The 16,759-nt window shown below is 43.6% G+C and carries 19 protein-coding genes; 6 read left to right on the top strand and 13 right to left on the bottom strand.

All coding sequences use genetic code 11. The features are described 5' to 3' along the window. Positions 1-239: 239 nt before the first annotated feature. A complete protein-coding gene (locus QUB16_RS10910; RefSeq protein WP_333057518.1) occupies positions 240-473 on the top strand; it encodes a ferredoxin-thioredoxin reductase variable chain in 234 nt (77 codons plus the stop codon). 291 nt (positions 474-764) lie between these two features. Here QUB16_RS10910 and QUB16_RS10905 read toward each other — a convergent pair whose 3' ends face one another. From QUB16_RS10905 to QUB16_RS10890, 4 genes are all read right to left on the bottom strand, one after another. Beyond that, positions 765-998, bottom strand: coding sequence for a hypothetical protein (locus tag QUB16_RS10905; protein WP_333035767.1), 234 nt, complete (start codon positions 996-998; stop codon positions 765-767). A gap of 283 nt (positions 999-1,281) precedes the next feature. Then, on the bottom strand, positions 1,282-2,076 hold the full coding sequence (locus QUB16_RS10900) for a YdcF family protein (RefSeq protein WP_333315955.1): 795 nt from the start codon (positions 2,074-2,076) through the stop codon (positions 1,282-1,284). 141 nt (positions 2,077-2,217) lie between these two features. After that, positions 2,218-2,544 (bottom strand): hypothetical protein, encoded by a 327-nt coding sequence (locus QUB16_RS10895; protein ID WP_333315954.1) that lies wholly within the window; start codon positions 2,542-2,544, stop codon positions 2,218-2,220. An 86-nt stretch (positions 2,545-2,630) separates the two neighbouring features. Further along, complete coding sequence (locus QUB16_RS10890; RefSeq protein ID WP_333315953.1) at positions 2,631-4,190, bottom strand: AAA family ATPase; 1,560 nt, start codon at positions 4,188-4,190, stop codon at positions 2,631-2,633. A gap of 152 nt (positions 4,191-4,342) precedes the next feature. Between QUB16_RS10890 and QUB16_RS10885 the strand changes: the two genes are divergently transcribed. Further along, positions 4,343-5,359 (top strand): adenosine kinase, encoded by a 1,017-nt coding sequence (locus QUB16_RS10885; protein WP_333315952.1) that lies wholly within the window; start codon positions 4,343-4,345, stop codon positions 5,357-5,359. Between the two features lie 51 nt (positions 5,360-5,410). On the opposite strand, the gene QUB16_RS10880 is transcribed toward QUB16_RS10885, so the two are convergent. Together QUB16_RS10880 and QUB16_RS10875 are read right to left on the bottom strand one after the other, a co-directional pair. After that, positions 5,411-5,590: a hypothetical protein gene (locus QUB16_RS10880; RefSeq protein WP_333315951.1), complete on the bottom strand. Its 180-nt coding sequence runs from the start codon at positions 5,588-5,590 to the stop codon at positions 5,411-5,413. Between the two features lie 4 nt (positions 5,591-5,594). Beyond that, positions 5,595-6,068, bottom strand: coding sequence for a type II toxin-antitoxin system VapC family toxin (locus QUB16_RS10875; protein WP_333315950.1), 474 nt, complete (start codon positions 6,066-6,068; stop codon positions 5,595-5,597). Positions 6,069-6,256: 188 nt separating this feature from the next. On the opposite strand from QUB16_RS10875, the gene QUB16_RS10870 reads away from it, so the two are divergent. Next, positions 6,257-6,508, top strand: a complete 252-nt coding sequence (locus QUB16_RS10870; RefSeq protein WP_333315949.1) for a DUF2281 domain-containing protein — start codon at positions 6,257-6,259, stop codon at positions 6,506-6,508. Positions 6,509-6,597: 89 nt separating this feature from the next. On the opposite strand, the gene QUB16_RS10865 is transcribed toward QUB16_RS10870, so the two are convergent. The 6 genes from QUB16_RS10865 to QUB16_RS10840 form a co-directional block, all read right to left on the bottom strand. Further along, a complete protein-coding gene (locus tag QUB16_RS10865) occupies positions 6,598-6,843 on the bottom strand; it encodes a type II toxin-antitoxin system RelE/ParE family toxin (RefSeq protein ID WP_333315948.1) in 246 nt (81 codons plus the stop codon). A 23-nt stretch (positions 6,844-6,866) separates the two neighbouring features. After that, entirely contained in the window at positions 6,867-7,070 is a 204-nt protein-coding gene (locus QUB16_RS10860; protein WP_333155416.1) for a hypothetical protein, read from the bottom strand. A gap of 40 nt (positions 7,071-7,110) precedes the next feature. After that, positions 7,111-7,293 (bottom strand): hypothetical protein, encoded by a 183-nt coding sequence (locus QUB16_RS10855; protein WP_333138223.1) that lies wholly within the window; start codon positions 7,291-7,293, stop codon positions 7,111-7,113. A 213-nt stretch (positions 7,294-7,506) separates the two neighbouring features. Further along, the gene (locus tag QUB16_RS10850; RefSeq protein ID WP_333057507.1) at positions 7,507-7,803 is read right to left on the bottom strand and encodes a hypothetical protein; all 297 of its coding nucleotides are present in this window, start codon (positions 7,801-7,803) and stop codon (positions 7,507-7,509) included. Next, entirely contained in the window at positions 7,803-8,213 is a 411-nt protein-coding gene (locus QUB16_RS10845; protein ID WP_333315947.1) for a hypothetical protein, read from the bottom strand. The genes QUB16_RS10850 and QUB16_RS10845 overlap by 1 nt, the downstream gene beginning before the upstream one ends. A gap of 16 nt (positions 8,214-8,229) precedes the next feature. Beyond that, positions 8,230-8,535 (bottom strand): hypothetical protein, encoded by a 306-nt coding sequence (locus QUB16_RS10840; RefSeq protein ID WP_333315946.1) that lies wholly within the window; start codon positions 8,533-8,535, stop codon positions 8,230-8,232. A gap of 275 nt (positions 8,536-8,810) precedes the next feature. Between QUB16_RS10840 and QUB16_RS10835 the strand changes: the two genes are divergently transcribed. Further along, positions 8,811-9,134, top strand: a complete 324-nt coding sequence (locus QUB16_RS10835; protein WP_333155411.1) for a DUF433 domain-containing protein — start codon at positions 8,811-8,813, stop codon at positions 9,132-9,134. Further along, entirely contained in the window at positions 9,118-9,453 is a 336-nt protein-coding gene (locus QUB16_RS10830; RefSeq protein ID WP_333315945.1) for a DUF5615 family PIN-like protein, read from the top strand. Before QUB16_RS10835 ends, QUB16_RS10830 begins: the two co-directional genes overlap by 17 nt. Positions 9,454-9,509: 56 nt before the next feature. On the opposite strand, the gene QUB16_RS10825 is transcribed toward QUB16_RS10830, so the two are convergent. Beyond that, positions 9,510-13,598 carry a hypothetical protein gene (locus QUB16_RS10825; RefSeq protein ID WP_333315944.1) on the bottom strand — a complete coding sequence of 1,363 codons (4,089 nt, stop codon included), beginning with the start codon at positions 13,596-13,598 and terminating at the stop codon, positions 9,510-9,512. A gap of 342 nt (positions 13,599-13,940) precedes the next feature. Between QUB16_RS10825 and QUB16_RS10820 the strand changes: the two genes are divergently transcribed. After that, on the top strand, positions 13,941-15,599 hold the full coding sequence (locus QUB16_RS10820; RefSeq protein ID WP_333315943.1) for an NB-ARC domain-containing protein: 1,659 nt from the start codon (positions 13,941-13,943) through the stop codon (positions 15,597-15,599). The last annotated feature ends 1,160 nt before the right edge of the window (positions 15,600-16,759 follow it).

Genomic DNA, 16,759 nt, shown 5'->3' with positions numbered 1-16,759 from the left:
ATCCGCCCGATCGAGCTTGAAATGCCGATCGGGCCTACGGGTTCAACCGAGAATCGATCGGTCTTGCGACTTCCCGGTAGCGCGGCGGGCGATCGAAGCACCGACAGAGAACCGCCAATTTTGTTTAAGTTTTCGCTCTACTTATGTGGGAAGATAAGAAGACTGTCGGCAAAGCGTACCAGTGTTAAGCACCCGTAGGCTTTGCAGAGTTTTGAAGAGAGAACACTAAATATAAGTCTATGAAAGTTGGCGATCGCGTTTGCATTAAAAACTCTGTTGTTGTCTACCACCATCCTGAAAATCGCAGTCAACCATTTGATATTAAGGGTATGGAAGGAGAAGTCGTGGCGATCGTTCACGAATGGCACGGCAGACCTGTCAGTGCTAATTGGCCGGTTCTAGTACAATTTGACAAAAAATTTCGAGCTCACTTCAAAGAGGATGAGGTCGAATTGATATCTTCGGAAGTCTAGCTGTCTCAAAAGTTGAAGCCGGAGCCAAAAGACAATATCAAATCCGGTCAGTCGATTTTAGATTTTAGATTTTAGATTTTAGATTTACTCCACAGATGAATCTGGAAGCTTAAACTAATATCTAAAATTTTGTGATAATCGCGACTCCTGTCGGAAAGCAATTATCCGTTTTTGGGCGGGGGTCATATAACTGTTGTAGAGTTTGTAGTTAGGAGTTAAGTTTTTTCTGTGGCTTTTAGTCGATCGACGGGACTAAAGTCCTTACTACAAACCATTTTTTGTTTTCACTCCTTAATTTTTCGACCGTCTGCGGCTGAACCAACCTAAAATATTCCAATCTCCCTGCATTTTCTGCAATTCCTGCTGATGCTGCTTGGCTGTAGCGTAATACCACTGGCAGTGAAGTTCTAGTTCTTGACGGTACTTAATTTCGTCGTAAAACTCGCGGACAATTTGGTGTCTCTGAAAAATTTCGGCCGCGGGAGTCGGTTCTGGGGCAATGTTTTGCAACTCGTGGGGCAGCATGATTGTTTGGGGGCGACGGTGGCTAATATTGGCTGTAATGACTTTAAGCTAACACACTCAATCAATTTTGGATTTTAGATTTTAGATTTTAAATTTTAGATCCTATCCGTTTGATGCAGAATTTTCTCATATGAAGTTTTGTAGGGGCGGGTTCGCCCAGATATTTGATAAGTATAGACAAATTATATAAACCCGCCCCGCCCCTATAATTGGGATGCAACCGGATTTGATATTTGTTTAAATTCTTCAATCTAAAATCCCAAATCCCAAATATAAAATTCTGTTAAAGCCATCCCCGCAGACGATAAACGATTAAGCCAATGTATTCTTTCAAAGCTTTAGTTGACTGGTTTAACTGATAGGTGTCCGGCAATAAATCCAAGGCGACTGCTTGCCAATTGCTTTGGGATGCTGCGATATCCTGCTGTGTGATCTGAAAGTCTGTTGGTGCGGCAATTGCTTTTATTCCCTGACGCTGGAAAATTAAGAGCGATCGAGTCATGTGCATCGCCGATGTCACTAGCAAAACCGGCCCTTTTATGCCTTTAGCATCTAAAATTTTCCGCACGTTGACGGCATTTTGATAAGTGTTGTGTGAATCGGGGTCTTGCAGAATTGCTGATGCCGGTACACCCATTGTTTGGGCAATTTCTGCCATGTCTGCCGATTCGGGAGCCCCGCCGCCTTTCCAATCTACTCTACCGCCGCTGAGAATTAACAGGGGACTTTTGCCTTGCCGGTAAAGTCGGGAACCGTAGATTATGCGATCGCCCGCTTCCGCGAATTCTACCCAAGGACGGGGAGGTAAAGCTGCTTTGACACCGCCGCCCAAGACGATAATCGCTTCAGCTTGGGGGAGTTCGGCGGTTGGTAAGTTTTGCCATTCGAGCGATCGAACTAACGATTTTGAAACCCAACCGCTACTTCCGAGGAGTAAAATAATTAGAGCCGCAGCTATTGGCGCCGCCGCCCATTTCGGACGCTTCCAAAGTGTGATTAAAGCCGCCATCATTAAGAGGCAACTCAACCCCAAAGGATAAATAAACAGCGGCAGGAGTTTCGATAGAAATACAAACATTCAATTGGGAATTGGGCCTTGGGAACTTCTACGATCTTGTAGCCGAAGTATTGGGTATTGGGACGAAGGGCATTAGTGAATGTTAACTAATGACTAATGACTAATGACTAATGACTAATGACTAATGACTAATGACTAAAGCTAGCGACGATCCTCTGGCCCAGACAACCAGTCTAACAATGTAGGAGCTTCACGCCTAGAGGTTTTGCTATATAGTTTGCTCTCCGTTTCCACTACTTCTTTATTGAGGATAGCATCCGAGGTTTTATCCTTGGAACGCATATTCGGGTTGAGTAGTAATTCGTTGTGCCACCAAGCTACAATTAAACCTGCTGCCACGCCACCGATGACACCAAAGCCCAGACTCAGGGGCAGAGTAGATCCTACTAAGCGAAACCCAACGGTAAACAACACAAACCATATCAGCGCGGGGTTAAACCCCTTGGAGTCTCCGGTAAATTTTGGCATGAGCTGCAACTTTTTTTTGTAATAAAACAGAAAGATATTTACAATATTAGCAGACAATCAAATTGGCAAGGGCGATCGAACTGGAACTACTCCCCACCAATCAAGTTTAATTGTACCTCTAAGTCTTGCAGGGTATCTACAATGTTTACAGAAATTTGCTCTAATTCTGTCAAAGGTTCAAAAGCTGCTTGCTGCGAACTCAATATTTCTGCCGTCGCGTCGGCAATATCGCCCCGGCGGTGTTGCAGTCGTTCTCGCAATACTTCAATTGGTGCGGTGCAGTAAATGATTTGCAGGGGCAAGCCGTGGGATTGAGCCTGATTAATCGCATCGCTTCTCAAGTTTTGGCGATCGAACTTTGCATCTAAAATCACATCCCAACCTCGGTCAGCCAAAATTATCCCCAACTCTAACAATCTACCATAAGTCTGTGCCGTCATTTCATCCGAGTACAAATCTTGCCCCCCGCGTTCATTTAAAGGAATTCCGCCTAAATGTTTGCGAACAGCATCGGATCGAATGTGAACTGCCCCAGTGCGGCGAGCCAAATATCGAGCCGCTGTACTCTTGCCAGAACCCGACAAACCCGACATCAAAGTTAACTTTCCCCGGTGCGGTTTTGTGTATTGCCAAGCCAGTTTATAGTAATGAGCGGCTGTCCGTAAAATCTCTGCTTTTTGGGGAGTTGAAATAGCGGAATCGTCCAACATTAACGAAGTTACTTTCGCTCTAACATAAGCTTGACGGCTTAAATACAGAGGCAACATTTGCAGTCCTTCCCAATCCCCGGTTTTTTCGATGTAAGTATTGAGAAAAGCATTACCCAAGTCTCTGCGCCCCCGCGATTCCAAATCCATTACTGTAAAAGCGACATCGTACATGACATCAACAAAGCGAAAAGGCTCGTTAAATTCAATGCAGTCGAATAGCAATATTTTATCTGGCCAGAATGCTATATTCCGCAAGTGCAAATCTCCGTGGCACTCGCGAATTTTATTATTGGCAATTCGGATATTAAATAACTCTTGATTTTCCTCAAAAAACCCATCTGTATAATCTTTAGTTTCCTGAAATTGTGCCTGAGTCTGCGGCCCGCCGATATATTTTTGGGAAATGAGGTAATTGTTGTCTATTGCTGTCCGAATCTGGCTGACTTCGCCAAATCTGCGAATGTAGCTATTACTAATTGCCGTGCTGTGAAAGTTGGCAACTTCCCCCCCTAATTCTGCCATAATTTGCTCTGTCAACAGTCCGCGTTCCAACAAACTAAGCAACAGCGAATCTTGAGGAAACTCGCGCATTTTCAGCACGTATTCTACAGCAATTTCGGCTGAATTCATAGCAGGTAAGCTGGTGCCCAAGTGAAAAGAATCGCCCGTTTTAACAATTGGCAAAACTTCTAGATAAATTTCCGGTGCAGTGCGTCGGTTCATCAGCAATTCTTGGGTGCAAAAATGCTGCCTTTTCTCCAATGTTGAATAGTCTAAAAAGCCAAAATTGACTGGTTTCTTGATTTTGTAAGTATAATCTCCTGTCAGCAGGACGAAGGAAGCATGAGTCTGAATTAGCTGCACTGGTTCAGTCACCCCGTGCGGGTAAAACCCGGGCTGCAACATTTGCTGAATCAGAGGTGGGAGACAAGTCATAGCGATTTTAGATTTTGGATTTTAGATTTTAGATTGCGGATTTTGGATTGTGAATTTTAGATTTTAAGTTGGGGACTTTAGATTGGGAGTGGGGATGTTGACTTTAATCCGATTTATTATAGAGTTGATAGTTAGTGTAAAAAAAAGCAGCGATGACAGAAAATAATCAAGAATCTGGTTCCGTGGATGTGTTTGGCGTAGGCAATGCCCTTGTAGACATCCTAGCATTGGTGGAAGATGAATTTGTACTCGGCCACGGGCTGAATCGCGGCGGGATGACGCTGATGAATTCAGAAACGCAGGGTGGGATTTTGCACGATTTAGAGCACAATTCGCTGCAAATGCGATCGGGCGGTTCGGCGGCAAATACGATGATTGGTTTGGCTCAGAGCGGCGGTAAAGCGTATTATTCGGGGAAGGTTGCTAAGGATACTAACGGCGAATTTTATCGGCAAGATTTGCTGGCGGCGGGGATTGATTTTAACGTGCATCCTGCTGCTGAGTCGAACGGGCCTACGGGTACTTGTGTTGTGCTGACTACGCCGGATGCGGAACGCACGATGTGTACTAATCTGGGGGTTTCTACTACTCTGGCGACGACTGATATTGATGTCGATCGACTGGCTCACTGCAAGTACAGTTATGTTGAGGGTTATCTTTGGGATGCTCCAGACCCTAGAAAGGCTAGCATTGAGACGATGGAACAGTCTAAGCGTCTGGGTGTGAAGGTGGCTTTTACTTTTTCGGATGGCTTTTTAGTCGATCGATTTGCTGATGATTTTCACAAGGTGGTTTCGGAATATTGCGATGTAATTTTTTGCAATGCTGATGAAGTTCGGAGCTTTTTTAAGGAGGAATCTCTGGAAGAGTGCGCTCGGAAAATGAGCGAGATTTCTGATTTGGCTTTTATCACTAATGGGGATAAAGGCTGCATGGTGGTGGAGAACAAACAGATTGTTGATGTGGCTGGATTTCCGGTAAAGGCGATCGATACTGTGGGTGCTGGGGATGCTTTTGCGGGGGGTGTTTTGTTTGGAATTACTAACGGTTTAAGTTCTGCACAAGCGGCTCGCTGGGGCAATTTCTTGGCTTCTAGGGTGGTGCAGATTCATGGGCCGCGGCTTGAGGGTTCTCAGGCTCATCTTTTGAGTGAGGTGATTTCTGGTTAGGAATTGAAAGGGGCGATCGCACTTTTTGTCGTAAGGGCGATCGCTCTTTTTTTAACCACAAATAGAGGTTGGCTGAGTGCGTGGATTGAGTGATTTTGAGATAATTTGTCTTCCACTTTTAGCCTGCTTTTTCTGCCAATCGGCAAACATAGCATCCAAGTCGTAATTGAATGACTTAGCGTGTTGTTCGCGAATTTGGTGAATTTTATCCACGATCTCATCTTGCCACATAAATTCAACCTCCTAGTAGTTCGTAAGGCGTACAAATGATCGGTAATTGGTATCCAAAATCCAAACTAATTTCTGCAAGTTTTCTCTGAAGTTGAGCGTTAGCGATATGCTTACAGTTCCATGTTAGCAGGTAATCTAAATCGTAAACGGTAGCTGTCGCAATATGAACCGCATCAGCAGCAGCTTTAGGCGGAAGATTGCTTCGTGTGAGAAATTGTCCTGCTAAGTCTCGTACAGCTTGATTGAGTTCCAGCAATGGAAAGTCGCGAAGTATCTCCAAACGTTGAGTCGCAATCTCTGAGTCACCTTCTGCTATTTCGTCCAAAACAACTTGTGAGATGTAGAGCCTGAAGTTGCTTCGCCGAAATTCCCACCAATCTCGTGTTACCTCAATGTTTGCAGCTATAATCAGGTTTTTGGTGGCTCTAGCGGTGAGGTAGCCCAAAATACTGGTTTCGATGTAGACTGTTTCACTCATACCTAATGGATGATCGCAAATTTCATTTTAACCATACCATGTTGTTTGTCTATTCCGATTTTAAGGGCGATCGCACTTTTTGAATTAAGGGCGATCGCACTTTTTGAACCCCAGATGAAAACTGACACGAAAAAGCCGATCGCTATTGCTTAAATAAAATTTAACGACAGTTTATTTCTCACCAGATTATGACTATCATTGAACAGATTTACGCGATCGTCAAAACCCTTCCCGAAAACCAAGCTAGCGAAATTCTCACTTTCGCTGAGTTTATTCGTGCCAAGTACCTGAATGAGAACCAATCCACCGACACAGTAGATTCTTTAACTCCTTGGACAGAATTGGTTTATTCCCTAGCTGGAACATGGGCTGAAGACTTTCCTACTCTGGAAGAGATTCGTGCCGAGTCGGGGGAAGACATCTTGCGGGAGAGCTTTTAGATGTACATTTTGGATACAAATACATTAATTTACTATTTCAAAGGACAAGGACAAGTTGCCCAAAACATTCTGCTATAGTAAAAACAGCTTTATGGTGGAAAGTAGCGATAAATATCTTTCCGGTGAAGCACCTTGGCAAAAGTAACAGTTTCGCCATCAAAATAAAAACCTATTCGATAGTCTCCAACCCGAAGCCGATACGCATTATCATCACCTTTCAATCTTTTTAAGTTAACACTTGTTTGTAAATCATTACTATTGGGAATTTCCGCAAAAGCAAAATCCTTGATTTGCTCAAACACAGGCGTACTTTTAAGAGCTTTTAAATCTTTCAAAAAACTGGGTAGATATTAGACTTTCATTCTGTTTCCAGTTCTGCAAGTGCTTGCTCTAAATTTAACGGGTTTTCATTTTTTACTTCGCGCATAGCCTGGAGAAGTCCTTTATCTTCGATCGCTTCTAGGAAATACTGATAGTCGGTATAATCTAGAATAACTTGACTAATGTTGCCTTCGGCATCGAATATCAATTCTTTAGCCAGTGGATAGTCTTCTATTTTCATACACTTTTATGGTGAGATGAGTTATGAGGGAATGATGCTTCTATTTTAACAGCGATATCTCAGAACCAGATGAAGTGCGATCGGGTATGTTGGTTATTGGGTCTAATAAAATTTGTCCGGCTTCGTTGACGAGAACGCGATACTCTGTTGACTTGGGTTCGAGGTTTAAACTGAGGTGTCCTTGTGGATCTGTGCTGATTAAGTTTTTCAGAATCCAAAACATATCTTTCAGCTATTATAAAGTTTGGTAAAACTCTCAAGGGTAGAGTTTTACTCAATTATAACAAATTAGATGTTGTTTGTCTATTCTAATTTTAAGGGCGATTCCCTTCGGGATAGCTTCGCACGCGCGTACTTTTGGTGTTAAGGGCGATTCCCTTCGGGATAGCTTCGCACGCGCGTACTTTTTTGAACCACAGACGAGCGCTGGTTTTTGTCAATTTTGCAGAATGTATTGACTGATAATATTTTTGAGTTCTTGAGGAGCTTCTTTGGCAATCGCCGCTCCTAAATCTGGACGCACAACCCACCACCAAACCAGTTGTTCTAAACGAGCGGGAGGATTTTCATTAGGACACAATTCGATCGTACTTTCATTGACACCAATAATGTTAGCACAAAGGTCATTAGCAATGCTAACACGAGCGTCTAGATTTTCAAACTGTACGATGTCTTGCCAGCTAATTTCATTGGGAATAGAATTGAGGATTGATTGGATATCTAGAGTCAGCATTAAACTGTTCCTCCGAAAGCTATAATAACTCTAATGCCAAAGTCTTGTTGTTCTGCAAAAGATTGAGTGCTGAGCCACCCTCTCACGGTTAGAGTATTCGTACCTGTTAATTCAGGTTGGACGGAGTTGTAGAAATTGGTAATTTCCTGATGAATTGACCCAGTACCGTGTTCTAGCCGGACGAGATTGCCTGTATTCTGTATTGCTTCTGCCCCGAATCTCTGTAAATTTGATGTTGTTTGCCCAACTATATGATGCCACGCTAAGCCCGTTCCTGCCACCCCCATCGTTCTTTTAAATTCACCAAAGGTTTGAAAGCCTTGTCCGGGTGTTATGGGTGAGATGATTGTCCTTGATGCTAGTTCTCTAGCTAGTCGTCTCGCTATTTCTCGTCGAGTTTCGTCGGTCATTTATGCGAGTTAGCTTTCACTGCTGTGATTTAATTTTATGATCGTTTATCACGCTTAAATCGCGATCGGCATATTCAGAAAAGTCACCCAAATCGTGTACTTCACCTTTAGCTGCTTGTGCGAGGCCACACTTAACGGCGGCTAATGCTTGGGGGTTTTGCCACAACCACTGTTCGCGATCGGGTATGTTGGTTATTGGGTCTAATAAAATTTGTCCGGCTTCGTTGACAAGAACGCGATATTCTGTTGATTTGGGTTCGAGCTTTAAACTGAGGTGTCCTTGTGAATCTGTGCTGATTAAGTTTTTCAGAGTCCCAAACATATCTTTCAGCTATTATAAAGTTAGGTAAAACTCCGTAGGATAGAGTTTCACTCAATTATAACAAATTAGATGTTGTTTGTCTATTCTGATTTTAAGGGCGATCGCACTTTTTGTCGTAAGGGCGATCGCACTTTTTTTACCGCAGATGAACACGGATGGATGAGGAGGGAATAAAGGACGATCGCTATTATTCAAAATCCCAAACGATCGAGCTTGTAAAAATATCTATTTGGGCTATAATGATAGTATTTTTGAATCATACCTAATAAAAAATCATGGTAACAACAGTAAGCGTAGAACACATTGAAATGACACCGGGAGTACGAGGCGGGAAACCCCGGATTGCTGGGACGAGAATCGCCGTACAAGACGTGATGGTGATGCACCTAAAAATGGGTTATTCTCTTTTAGAAATTGCCACTAAGTACGATCTGCTTGTAGCAGCAGTTTATGACGCTATGGCTTATTATTACGATCATCGCCAAGCAATTGACAGAGAAATGGCAGAAGATGATGCTTTTGTGGATGAATTTATGCGTCAAAATCCAGGTAGGTTACAAGCAAAAATAAAGGAATTAAAGGGTGAGTCTGCGAATTAGGTTTCATTTAGATGAGCATATCGATCGGGACATTGCTAGGGCGTTACGTCTCTATGGTATTGATGTGACGACAACGGTAGAAGCAGGATTAAGGACTAAGATGGATGAGCAGCAGTGGTTGTTTATTCGACAACAGCAGCGAGTGCTTGTCACTCAGGATCGAGATTTTCTAGTTATGGCTGGTATGAGCAAGGATCATCCTGGTGTGGCTTATTTTAAACAGGGGAGTCGTTCGATCGGACAAGTAATAGAAATGTTGATTTTGCTATATGAAATTTACACACCGGAAGATATGGTCGGAATGGTAGAGTATTTGTGATGGCGAAGGGCGATCGCACTTTTTGTCGTAAGGGCGATCGCACTAATCCGATTATCCTAAATCACTGGCAGATTGATGGAGACAAAACTACCGCTTAGCTGACTCGGAGATACGCCGACAACCAGACCTAAAATTTGATTGGAACCTGCAATTTTGATGATGGTATTGCCTTGTTCCAAGTTCAGAAGTAAGTTAGATTCTGTTAATCCTTCTGTCAGTCCAATTTTATCTGCACCTAGTTGGAAATCTAAGATAGCATCTGGCAGGAAATCGCCAGTTACGGCCGCATTTTTGGGCAGGACAAAGGTATCGCTGCCGGGGCCGCCGATTAAGATATCTCGACCTAAATCGCCGCTGAGGGTGTCATCGCCTTCGTTCCCTTTGAGGCGATCGTTGTCTGTACCGCCTAAGATCAAATCATTGCCTCGACCGCCAAAGATATTGTCATTTCCGCTGTCACCCGTCAGGATATCATTGCCTTTATTGCCGTAGATGATGTCATCTCCGCCAACTCCGGCAAGGGTGTCATCGCCTGCGAAACCAGCCATGCTATCTGCTGCATCAATACCAACTAGATTGTCGTTTTCAGGAGTTCCTAAAACTTGACGCAGTGGAGGACGAGGTGGTGTTGGTGTTGGTGTTGGTAGACTATTATCTGTCGCCGATTCAGTACCGTCATTTGTGACTGTAGTGCTGGCGAAATCGACATCATTGGAGATATCGGGGTCGAATGTTTTACTCGTTATGCTAGAGGTACTGGTGATGTTTCCAGTTGTCGGCGCGGTGACGGTAATGCTAACAGTTGAAATTTGACCTTTGGGTACATCGCCGAGGTCAAAAGTCAGTTCATTTCCTGACTGTTTGGTGGGGGTGATATTAGCGGAGACGAATTTAGCACCCTCTGGCAAGGTTTCGGTGAGGATTGCGCCCTTAGCGTTATCAGTGCCGTTGTTGGTGACTGCAACGGTGTAGGTGAGGTTGGTTCCGGGTATTGCTGTATCGCGATCGGCTGTTTTAGTGACCGATAAATCTGCTGATTCTGTCACTTTAATCGGTGTCGGTGAGTAGCTGAAAACAGGTGCATTATTTTCATCCATCGCCATTGCATAGACGTAGTAATCGCCAGTGGCAATGCCTTGAGTGTTCCAGACGAAGTTACCTGCACCGTCTTTTGCATCAATGCCATCTTTGATTAGGATGCCATCGAAACCTTGGTTGTCAGTGTCGTAGAACAGGCTAACTTTGGCAGTGGAGTCAGAGTCTATAGCGTTGTAATTGATGGTGACGTTTTGCCCGCTGACATCTTTAGATGGGGATGCAACCTGAATCGTAGGAGCTTCGGAATCCCGGAAAGCTTTGTACTGTACATTACCTAAACCATTAGGATTAGCCAGTTTGAGATCCCAAATTCCCGGTTCCGGGTTAAGTACAATAACAGACTTGGTTGTGGAGTCCGTAAACTCATTAGCAATTGCAATCTTGCCAGTAGCAGCGAAGTCTGACTCATTGAAGATAGTGCCATTTGGTGCTTTAACTTGAACAGGGACATTGCTATTGGCATTTTCCCAATCAGCACCCATAACTAGCCACTTTGTGCCTGGGGCAATCGTAAAACTGCTAGTTTTAGGCAACTCCCTTGTAAGCCATTCTGTTTTACCATCAAAGAAAACTCTGAATCCCGCTGTCACTTTGGTTTCTATACCAAATGGTTTCTCGATCTTTGTAACCCAACCAGCCGCAAAGTCATCAGACTGATTTCCATTGTTCGTAAACTTGAACAGGAAATCACCAGAACTGAATTGCTTACCCCCAATTAAGGGGAAAAAGTTAGGGACAGAGAGGCTACCGTTTCCATTCAGGGTGAAGTCCAAGTTAGAAGTGAGTTTGACATTAGTTTGCGCTTTAATCGCACCATCTATTGCTGAGAGGTTTCCTGTTACTTCGTAAAATCCTGTGTTCCAGTTAAGTGTGTTAGTACCTTCGATCGAGGCTACTCTATCATCATCATCATCAATAAGCGTTAGCTTGCCTTTTCCTGTAAGACCATCGCGACTAAATGTCAAATCAGCATCAATGTTAACAAGGGAACCCTCAAAGCTACCGCCTAAACCAGGAGGTAGTGTGACTGGTATCTCAGGTCCACCGGTCAGCCCAACTCCTGCTGTAAACTCCTGAACATTGGGATTGGATTTGGCAAGCTCATACCTCCCTGATACTCGCTGAAGAAATAAGCCAGTAGTCCCAAAGGGTTGGTTGAGGTTGTCTACTCCGATAGTCGCAAAGCTCAATACCGTAGGAGGTGGTTGGCTTTTGAAACCTAATCCTGCAATCAGTTCCTTATTGCTTGCTGGAAGGAACAAGATATTTGCTTCACCTCTTACGTCTTGATTAGCTGTGTTAGTGGTAATTTTGCCCTTAGTTATTTCCAAGACATAAGGAATGAGCTTTAAGTTTTTGAAAGAAAGTTCCCCTTTGACTTCTGTATTGCCATTCTTTATTTCAATAAAATTATCTTCTCCTGACAAATCTAAGGTAAGAGCAGTCGGTTTAGTGTCAGATAAATTGGCAAACTGTTGCAATGATAACTTACCTTGTAACTTTAACTTATCTTCAGGTGCCACATATTCTAATGATAAATTTGATGCATTAACCTGAAACAGATCGGCTAGTAAAAAATTATTACCGATATTCGGCAAAGATAACTTCCGGCTAGCACCTAGTTTGACCTCATTGGGAGTTATCAATAAGGCATCTGGTTTGTTCAAAACCACACTAGCTCCCCCCGCATTTGAAGGCAGCTTAAACAAAGCTCCCAAAGCAATCGCATTTGAGTTCAAACTTAAGCTGTTGAATTCAATATCGAGTCCCGCCATTTTAAATTGATTAGCGAACTTATTATCTTCTTCTATTGAAGAAGCAGTTGCAGTTTTAACATCGATATCCAACTTGCCCTTAAACAGAGGATCTGTTTTGATACTATTGGGGCCAATAAGAGAAGAAGTTATGCCATCAACATTGACAGTAAACTGGTCATACTCCACTTTCCCTTGATGGACTACGATTAATGGGAATTGCCCATCTTTGCGCCCGATTTGGATAGTACCGGATGCTTCGTAGCGCTTGGTTTTTTCGTTGTATGTGAATTGACCGTTAATTACTTTGAGTTTTAGCGGATCTAGATCCACTTCATTACTAGAATCGGGTTTGGGAATTTGACTCGGAGGTAAAGTTGAAGTCGGAGTTGGAGTTGGTACCGGAGTCGGAGTTGGGGGAGTTGAAATTGGGGGTGTTGGAGTTGGAGTCGGAGTCGGAGTTAGGGGAGTTGGAGTTGCTACCGGAGTCGGAGTTGGGGGAGTTGAAATTGGGGGTGTTGGAGTCGGAGTCGGAGTTGGAGTCGGAGTCGGAGTTAGGGGAGTTGGTGTTGGAGTCGGAGTCGGTGGAGTCGGAGTTGGGGGAGTTGGTGTTGGAGTCGGAGTTGGGGGAGTTGGTGTTGGAGTCGGAGTCGGTGTTGCAGATGGAATAGACGATGCTCCCCCAATTAGATCGCTAACACCCGTTAAATTTTTATCCAGTGTACCTGTTCCCGTTGTGGAATTGATAGTAATTCGCTTTCGATCTTCCGTGAAACCGATCAGATTGCCATTTTCAAATGACAGACCAAAAACATTTGTAAAGCCAATATCACCTATTTTCGTTGCTTGACCTGTCAGGGATACGGAAAACAAGCTATCGTTTGTTGAGCCGTTTGAGGTGGCCAAAAATTGATTATTAGTAGCATCAAATACTAAGTCACCACTACTCTCAAAGTCTGACCCCAAGTTGGCGACTACAGTTGCTTCGCCGGTACTGCTATTAATGGTGTACAAATTAGAACCACCAGCACCATAAAGTATATTGTTGGCAAATTCTAAAGCATTCAACCCAGCAGAAAAACCTAAACCAAAGTTGCCAACAAGTGAAGCAGAGCCTAAATTTTGATCGATTTTATATAAATTGCCAATCGTAATTCCGAAAAGCTCACCGCTATTAGATAAGGCAATGTCAGAGAAATTTAGGTTACTTGTTGCTATTTGTGAAAAATTTCCTGATGTTCCATCAACTGTTCCTACTTTTCCATCTTGCGTAGCAATTATAGATTCCGTCATAATCCCATCTCCTCACAAATATAGTTGCGTCAAAACCAGCCAAGCCTGCCTTGCAAGCCTTCCTATATATCTCTCAGGGCAGTTGCAATTTTTTTATGCGTTTTGCCCGCTTTTTGTAATAAAACTTTACATTACGATCGCCCTCAGACAATCCGCAGCCTCGATCGCCCTCATCGCCGTGCACCCTAAAACTCAATAGATCCTGTAGCCACAAGCCGAACTCATCCCTTCACAATACTTCGCAATCCTGAATCTGTATAGGCTTAACGGCTCACTTTTTGGCTCAACAAAAAAGGCTCATTTGGCTCATTCAGCTCTTTTGGCTCATCTTTCGGCTCTCCGATGCAAGCTATAATTCCATTGCGGCAAAGTTATGGTATGGGAGTAACAATGGCAGGTTTGCTCAGAGCATCCGAAGAAGGATTGAAAATTATTGATATGGTGCGACGCAATCTCGAATGGAATAAAACTGAGGATGCTTGGTGTCTTGCCGCTTTAGTTTCAAAAGCCACCTTAAAGCGTTTTTGGAGCAGAAAAGGAATTAGACGAGAAAACTTTATCAATATTTGCAAAGCTGTAGAAATAGAAAACTGGGAATACATTGCTGAAGGCTACAAAAATATAAAAACTGAACCTCTTTTTGCAGCCGCGATCGCAGATATCCCCCAAGACAGTGAAAACGATCGCACTTTCCCCATCCCAGAAAACTTACCCCCCGTCAGAAATTGGGTACAGCGCACAAAAGAACTGGATATCTTAAAAACTACGATCGTTAACTCAGATATCACCGCCATCTCAATTGTCGGATTACCAGGCATCGGCAAAACCACCCTCGTCAGCCAACTAATTCGCCAAATCCACACAGAAAAAACCCCCTTCACCTGCGCCGCTTGGCAATCCTTGCAATCTGCAACAGGCAAAGCACCCCCCTTCGATCGCACAATTGACTCCCTGCTATTCACCCTCTCCAACGGCGACATTACCGCAGCCGTCAATGCTCAAAATGACTATTTCAAAAAAACTGAAAATCTGCTCAAAATCCTCAGAGAAAAACCTTGCTTGCTCGTTTTCGATCGCGCCGACACACTTTTGAAAACAGGAGAAGCCAAAGCCGCTGGTTATTTCGCAGACGATTGTGCAGAATATGCTTGGTTATTCAAACAACTATTAGAAACAGAACATCAAAGCAAAATTATTTTCACCAGTCGCGAAAGCTTAGCCGAATTGCCGTCAACAGTCACCCGCGAAATCCAGCTAAACGGATTGGATCGAGATGCCGCAGTTGCCCTATTGCAATCTTTTAATCTGACTGCGAATCCACAAGAATTAGCCGCAATGTGCGATCGCTATTCAGGACATCCCAAAGCCCTACAACTCGTAGCCGCCTTGATTCGAGATGATACCGAGTTTCAGGGAAATGTCGGGATTTTTCTGCACCAGAGAGACTGGTTGCTGATTCGAGATATTGAAAGCGCGATCGATGAAATGATAGCGCGTCTGGGCGACAGCGAGCAAACTTGTCTCAGCCGAATTTCTGTCTATCAAACCTCAGAATATCCGCTATCTTTGGCCGGGATTAGCGCTCAAATGCCAGAAGTTAGCAAGTATGAACTTAAAGAAAATATTATTCAGGCACTGAAGCGCAGGCAATTGCTATATTACGATCGCCACCTCAAATCCTATCACTTGCATCCCCTAGTCCGAGAAAAGGGCGAGTACCTGCTAAATCAAAATCCTGAAAATCTCCGTACCGCCCACAGCCAAGCCTATAGTTATTATATTAGCATTCCCCTCAAACCAAAATCGGAATGGCAAGATATCGAGGATATTAAGCCCCTAATCGGATCGCACTATCATGCTTCTCAAGCAGGAGATTTAGATGCAGCAAATGCGATTATTTCTGAAGTATATGAGTATTTGCGTCAGTGGAATTGTGCAGAGTTAGTATGTGAAAATCTACCGTTGCCATTGTTAACGGAAGTAAAAAACATAACTCTGTAGGGGCGGGTTCACCGACAATAATTGCTAAAAACCCACAATCTCATAAACCCGCCCCCGCGCCACCATCAATCCCAATCTACCTCTTTTAAAATAACTATAAGAACCTGGAGGACGAGTTTATTTAACCTGTCTGCACCGTTAAATCTGTTGGTGAACCCGCCCCTACAGGAGGCAGAAAAATGGTGCAAAATGTGAGCTATATATTGCACCATTTTCAATAACTCTGTAGGGGCGGGTTCACCGACAATAATTGCCAAAAACCGACAATATTATAAACCCGCCCCCGCGCCACCATCAATCCCAATCTACCTCTTTCAAAATAACTAGAAAAACCTGGAGGGCGGGTTTATTTAACCTGTCTGCACCGTTAAATCTGTTGGTGAACCCGCCCCTACAGGATGTATGAAAATGGTGCATAATGTAATATTAAACTGATATATTGCACTATTCTTAATAACTTTGTATGGGCGGGTTCACCGACAATAATTGCCAAAAACCCACAATCTCATAAACCCGCCCCCGCGCCACCATCAATCGCAATCTACCTCTTTCAAAATAACTAGAAAAACCTGGAGGGCGGGTTTATTTAACCTGTCTGCACCGTTAAATCTGTTGGTGAACCCGCCCCTACAGGATGTATGAAAATGGTGCATAATGTAATATTAAACTGATATATTGCACTATTCTTAATAACTTTGTATGGGCGGGTTCACCGACAATAATTGCCAAAAACCCACAATCTCATAAACCCGCCCCCGCGCCACCATCAATCGCAATCTACCTCTTTCAAAATAACGATAAAAACCTGGAGGGCGGGTTTATTTAACCTGTCTGCACCGTTAAATCTGTTGGTGAACCCGCCCCTACAGGATGTATGAAAATGGTGCATAATGTAATATTAAACTGATATATTGCACCATTTTCAATAACTCTGTAGGGGCGGGTTCACCGAAAATAATTGCCAAAAACCCACAATCTCATAAACCCGCCCCCGCGCCACCATCAATCCCAATCTACCTCTTTCAAAATAACTAGAAAAACCTGGAGGGCGGGTTTATTTAACCTGTCTATACCCGTTAAATCTGTTGGTGAACCCGCCCCTTGTATCTTAAAGGAGTCAGTAGATCGCCACGTCATGGATTCGATCGAGCCGACTTTCA

This window comes from Microcoleus sp. D3_18a_C4 (genome assembly GCF_036702415.1).
Classification (GTDB): domain Bacteria; phylum Cyanobacteriota; class Cyanobacteriia; order Cyanobacteriales; family Microcoleaceae; genus Microcoleus.
The sequence above is the reverse complement of the archived record's forward strand: the minus strand, read 5'-3'. Positions and strand labels throughout refer to the sequence as shown.